The 5,029-nt window shown below is 61.6% G+C and carries 4 protein-coding genes; all 4 read left to right on the top strand.

Going from position 1 to position 5,029, the window contains the following annotated elements; translation table 11 throughout:
* The coding region (locus EOA86_RS21720) for an ATP-binding protein (protein WP_245497338.1) at positions 1–517 on the top strand (517 nt) is incomplete at its 5' end.
* A complete protein-coding gene (ntrC, locus tag EOA86_RS21725) occupies positions 514–1,974 on the top strand; it encodes a nitrogen regulation protein NR(I) (RefSeq protein ID WP_128343518.1) in 1,461 nt (486 codons plus the stop codon). The genes EOA86_RS21720 and ntrC, both read left to right, overlap by 4 nt.
* 218 nt (positions 1,975–2,192) lie before the next feature.
* A complete protein-coding gene (locus EOA86_RS21730) occupies positions 2,193–4,478 on the top strand; it encodes a PAS domain-containing sensor histidine kinase (RefSeq protein WP_164759725.1) in 2,286 nt (761 codons plus the stop codon).
* A partial coding sequence (locus EOA86_RS21735; protein ID WP_164891891.1) for a response regulator occupies positions 4,468–5,029 on the top strand: 562 nt, incomplete at its 3' end. The genes EOA86_RS21730 and EOA86_RS21735, both read left to right, overlap by 11 nt.

The following is a 5,029-nucleotide window of genomic DNA, read 5'->3' on the forward strand; positions in this document are numbered from 1 at the left end:
CATCCATGTCGTACTCGACCATGTGAAGGCGATTGCCAAGAACGGTTTTGCCAAGCGGATCAAGATATTGGAGGATTATGATCCATCATTGCCTCCGGTTTTCGCCAACCGCGACCAGCTCATCCAAGTGTTCCTCAACCTGGTCAAGAATGCGGCCGAGGCCATTGGCGGCGATCCGCAAGGCGAGATCACTCTGTCGACCGCATTCCGGCCGGGCATCCGTGTTTCCGTTCCCGGAACGCAGGGCCGCGTGTCGCTGCCGCTGGAATTCTGCGTGCGCGACAACGGTTCTGGCGTTTCCGAAGATATCCTGCCGATCCTGTTCGATCCCTTCATCACCACCAAGCCGAACGGGTCGGGGCTTGGTCTGGCGCTGGTCGCGAAAATCGTCGGCGAGCATGGCGGCATCATCGAATGCGATTCGACGCCGCGCGCAACCACCTTCCGCATCCTAATGCCAGCCTGGAAAGAAACGCCGTTCGGCACAGACGATGATGGCGAAGGAGACCGCAAATGATGGTTCGCGGCAATATTCTCGTCGCCGACGACGATGCGGCGATCCGCACGGTCCTCAATCAGGCGCTTTCGCGCGTCGGCCACGAGGTGCGCGTGACGTCCAACGCCTCGACGCTATGGCGCTGGGTGGCGGCCGGCGAGGGCGATCTCGTCATCACCGACGTGGTCATGCCGGACGAGAACGCTTTCGACATGCTGCCGCGCATCAAGAAGGCGCGACCGGAACTGCCCGTCATCGTCATGAGCGCCCAGAACACGTTCATGACCGCGATTCGTGCCTCCGAAACCGGCGCCTACGAATATCTGCCGAAACCGTTCGACCTGACCGAGCTTCTCAATATCGTCAACCGGGCGCTTTCCGAGCCCCGACGACCGAAGATCGATGCACGGGCCGACGAGCCGCCGGAAACGATGCCGCTGGTCGGCCGCTCGGCGGCCATGCAGGACATCTACCGCATGCTGGCGCGTATGATGCAGACCGACCTAACGGTGATGATTTCAGGCGAATCAGGCACCGGCAAGGAACTGGTGGCGCGCGCGCTGCACGAATATGGCCGCCGGCGCGGCGGCCCCTTCGTCGCGATCAACATGGCGGCGATCCCGCGCGACCTGATCGAATCGGAACTGTTCGGGCATGAGAAAGGCGCCTTCACCGGTGCGCAGAACCGCTCCACCGGCCGTTTCGAGCAGGCCGAAGGCGGCACGCTCTTCCTCGATGAGATCGGCGACATGCCGATGGAAGCGCAGACGCGCCTGCTGCGTGTCCTGCAGCAGGGCGAGTACACCACTGTCGGCGGACGTACGCCGATCAAAACCGACGTCCGCATCGTCGCCGCCACCAACAAGGATCTGCGCACGCTGATCAATCAGGGGCTTTTCCGCGAGGATCTGTTCTATCGCCTGAATGTCGTGCCGCTAAGGCTGCCGGCGCTGCGCGAGCGGTCTGAGGACGTTCCGGATCTCGTCCGGCACTTCTTCAAGCTCGGCGTCAGCGAAGGGCTGCAGACAAAGCGCATTTCCACCGGCGGCATCGAGCTGATGAAACGCTATCCGTGGCCAGGCAACGTGCGCGAGCTCGAAAATCTTGTCCGCAGGCTTGCCGCGCTCTATTCGCAGGATGAGATTTCCGCCGAAATCATCGAGGCGGAACTGAAGACCGGCGAGAGGCCGGTCGTTCCCGGTGGCGGCAACCTCATTCCCGACGATCTCTCCATCGGCCAGGCGGTAGAACATTTCCTGCAGCGCTATTTTGCTTCCTTCGCAGGCGATTTGCCGCCCGCCGGCCTCTATCAGCGCATTCTCTCCGAGGTCGAATATCCGCTGGTGCTGGCCTCGATGACGGCAACCCGCGGCAACCAGATCAAGGCTGCGGAACTCCTGGGGCTCAACCGCAACACGCTGCGCAAGAAAATTCGCGAACTCGGCGTCAACGTCTACAAATCGACCAGGCAGGTTTAGAGCGACGTGCGTCCGTTCGGACGTACAAAGTTCTCTCTACACTTTGAGCTTTGCGCATCGTGCTTTCCGAAAAATCGATTCCGTTTTCGGGCCGGTGCGACAGAGCGAAGCTTTTCGGGGGATCGATCGCCGAAACATTTCCGTCCAGGTCACACTTGTTGCATAATCGCCACAATGCGTTGCATCATCCGACGCAATCACTGGCTCTAGACGGCGACATGGCTCCACAGGCAGCGACACCGAGCGAAGCGCTTTTCAGCGAACCTGGCACACGGGACGGGCGCCGGCTGCTTGCGCTGCCCGGCGTGGTGGCAATTGCCGGTGCGCTGGTTACGGCGGCGATCTCCTTCGCCATCCTCGTCGGCGCCACGCCGATCACGCCGGACGAGAGGACAACGCTGGCGCTTATCGCCCTCAATGCGGCGTTCATTCTGTTTCTGATCGCACTGGTCGGCCGCGAAGTGCATCGTATCGTGATGGCGCGCCGGCGCGGCAAGGCGGCGTCGCGGCTGCATGTGCGGATCGTGGCGATGTTCGCGCTGGTCGCCGCGATTCCCGCCATCATGGTGGCCATTATCGCCTCGATCACACTCGATATCGGCCTTGATCGCTGGTTCGAGATCCGTACCAAGACGATCGTCAATTCGTCGCTGTCGATCGCCGATGCCTATGTGCAGGAGAACGCGCGCAATCTCCAGGGAACAACCCTGTCGATGGCTTACGATCTCGACGCCTCCCGTACGCTCTACGGCCTCGATCGAACCGGCTTCCTCGATCTCATGAACAAGGAAGCCGTCGGACGCTCGCTGGCCCATGCCGCACTGGTCAGGCCCGACGGTTCGTTCGTCATGAGCGCAAAGACCGACGCCGATTTTGCCATGCCGGAGCCGCCGGAAGGCGCCATGAGCAGTGCCGCCGACGGCAGGCCGGTGCTGATCGAGCCGAAGACGCGCAACATCATGGGCGCAATCGTCAAACTGCGCGAGATCGAAGGGCTCTATCTCTACACCATCCGGCTCGTCGATCCCGAGGTGATCAAGGCGCGGCAGATTGTCAGATCCAACACCGACGAATATCGCGGTCTGGAAGACAATCGCCGCACTTCGCAGGTGGCGTTCGCACTTCCCTACCTGTCGCTGACGCTGATCATCATTCTGTCAGCCATCTGGACCGGAATCGCCGTGGCAGACCGCCTGGTGCGGCCGATCCGCCAGCTCATCGGCGCGGCCGACGAGGTCGCGACCGGCAATCTCGACGTTGCCGTGCCGGTTCGGCCCTCCGACGGCGACGTCGCCTCGCTCGGCGACACCTTCAACAAGATGCTGCTGGAACTGAAATCGCAGCGTAACGAGATACTGTCCGCCAAGGATTTGATCGACGAGCGGCGGCGTTTTTCTGAAGCCGTGCTTGCCGGTGTCACAGCCGGCGTCATCGGCGTCGATCCATATGGCATCGTCACCATCGTCAACCGGTCGGCTGAAACGATGCTGGCCATATCTGCTACCGCCGCACTCGGGCAAAACCTCTCCGCCGTGCTGCCGCATGTCGGCCGCGTATTCGAGATCGGCCGTAAGTCGGGGAAGCCTGTCCACCGCGAGCAGGTGACCTTCTATCGCGCGGGGACGGAGCGGACCTTCAACGTGCAGATCACGGTCGAGGCCGGCGACGACGGTTCGGAGGAGAAGTCCTATGTCGTAACCGTCGATGACATCACCGATCTGGTCCAGGCGCAGCGTTCCTCGGCCTGGGCGGATGTGGCGCGGCGCATCGCCCACGAGATCAAGAACCCGCTGACACCGATCCAGCTTTCCGCCGAGCGTATCAAGCGCCGCTACGGCAAGGTCATCACCGAAGACCGCGAGGTTTTCGATCAGTGCACCGATACGATCATCAGGCAAGTAGAGGACATCGGCCGGATGGTCGACGAGTTCTCCGCTTTCGCACGCATGCCCAAGCCCGAAATGAAGGCCCTCGATTTGCGCGAATCGTTGCGTGAAGCCTCGTTCCTCGTCGAAGTGAGCCGATCCGATATCACCTTCGAGCGCGTGTTCGGCAACGAACCGCTCAAAGGCACTTTCGACAGCCGCCTGATGGCGCAGGCTTTTGGCAATGTTATCAAGAACGCGGCCGAGGCAATTGACGGACTTGATCAAAAGGACCGCTCGCACGGCATAATCCGGATTCAAGCCGGGCGCCAGAATGGTGCGATTCGCATCGATGTCATCGACAACGGCAAGGGCTTGCCGCGCGAGAATCGCCAGCGATTGCTCGAGCCTTACATGACGACACGCGAGAAAGGCACGGGGCTCGGCCTCGCTATCGTCAAGAAGATAGTGGAGGACCATGGCGGCCGGCTCGAACTGCATGACGCGCCGGCGGATTTCCACGACGGGCGAGGCGCGATGATCAGCATCATTCTGCCGCTCGCCGCCACCGTGCCGTCGCGCGGCGAAGGCAAGACGGAAAACGAAAGAGAAACTGAAAAGGTCGGTAATGGCGTCTGACATTCTCATCGTCGATGACGAGGAAGACATCCGTGAACTCGTCGCCGGTATCCTAAGCGACGAAGGTCACGAAACCCGCACGGCATTCGATGCCGACAGCGCCCTGGCGGCGGTAGCCGACCGGGCGCCGAGGCTGATTTTCCTTGATATCTGGCTGCAAGGCTCACGTCTGGACGGACTGGCGTTGCTGGACGAGATCAAGACGATGCATCCGAGCTTGCCTGTGGTGATGATCTCGGGCCACGGCAACATCGAGACGGCGGTCTCGGCCATCCGCCGCGGCGCCTATGACTTTATCGAGAAACCGTTCAAGGCCGACAGGCTGATTCTCATCGCCGAACGTGCGATTGAAACCTCGAAACTCAGACGCGAGGTTTCTGATCTCAAGCTGCGCAGCGGCGAAACCTTCGACCTGATCGGCATGTCGTCGGCGATGAGCCAGTTGCGCCAGACCATCGAGCGCGTTGCGCCGACCAACAGCCGCGTCATGATCATCGGCCCGTCCGGGTCGGGCAAGGAACTCGCGGCTCGCGCCATCCACACGCTGTCGG

Origin of the sequence: Mesorhizobium sp. M5C.F.Ca.IN.020.32.2.1, from assembly GCF_004023105.1 — a bacterium.
GTDB lineage: Bacteria > Pseudomonadota > Alphaproteobacteria > Rhizobiales > Rhizobiaceae > Mesorhizobium > Mesorhizobium wenxiniae.

Excerpts from the sequence above, each read along its gene's own strand:
- EOA86_RS21730 (WP_164759725.1), top strand. The coding sequence starts at position 2,193 with ATGGCTCCACAGGCAGCGACACCGAGCGAAGCGCTTTTCAGCGAACCT.
- ntrC (WP_128343518.1), top strand. The coding sequence starts at position 514 with ATGATGGTTCGCGGCAATATTCTCGTCGCCGACGACGATGCGGCGATC.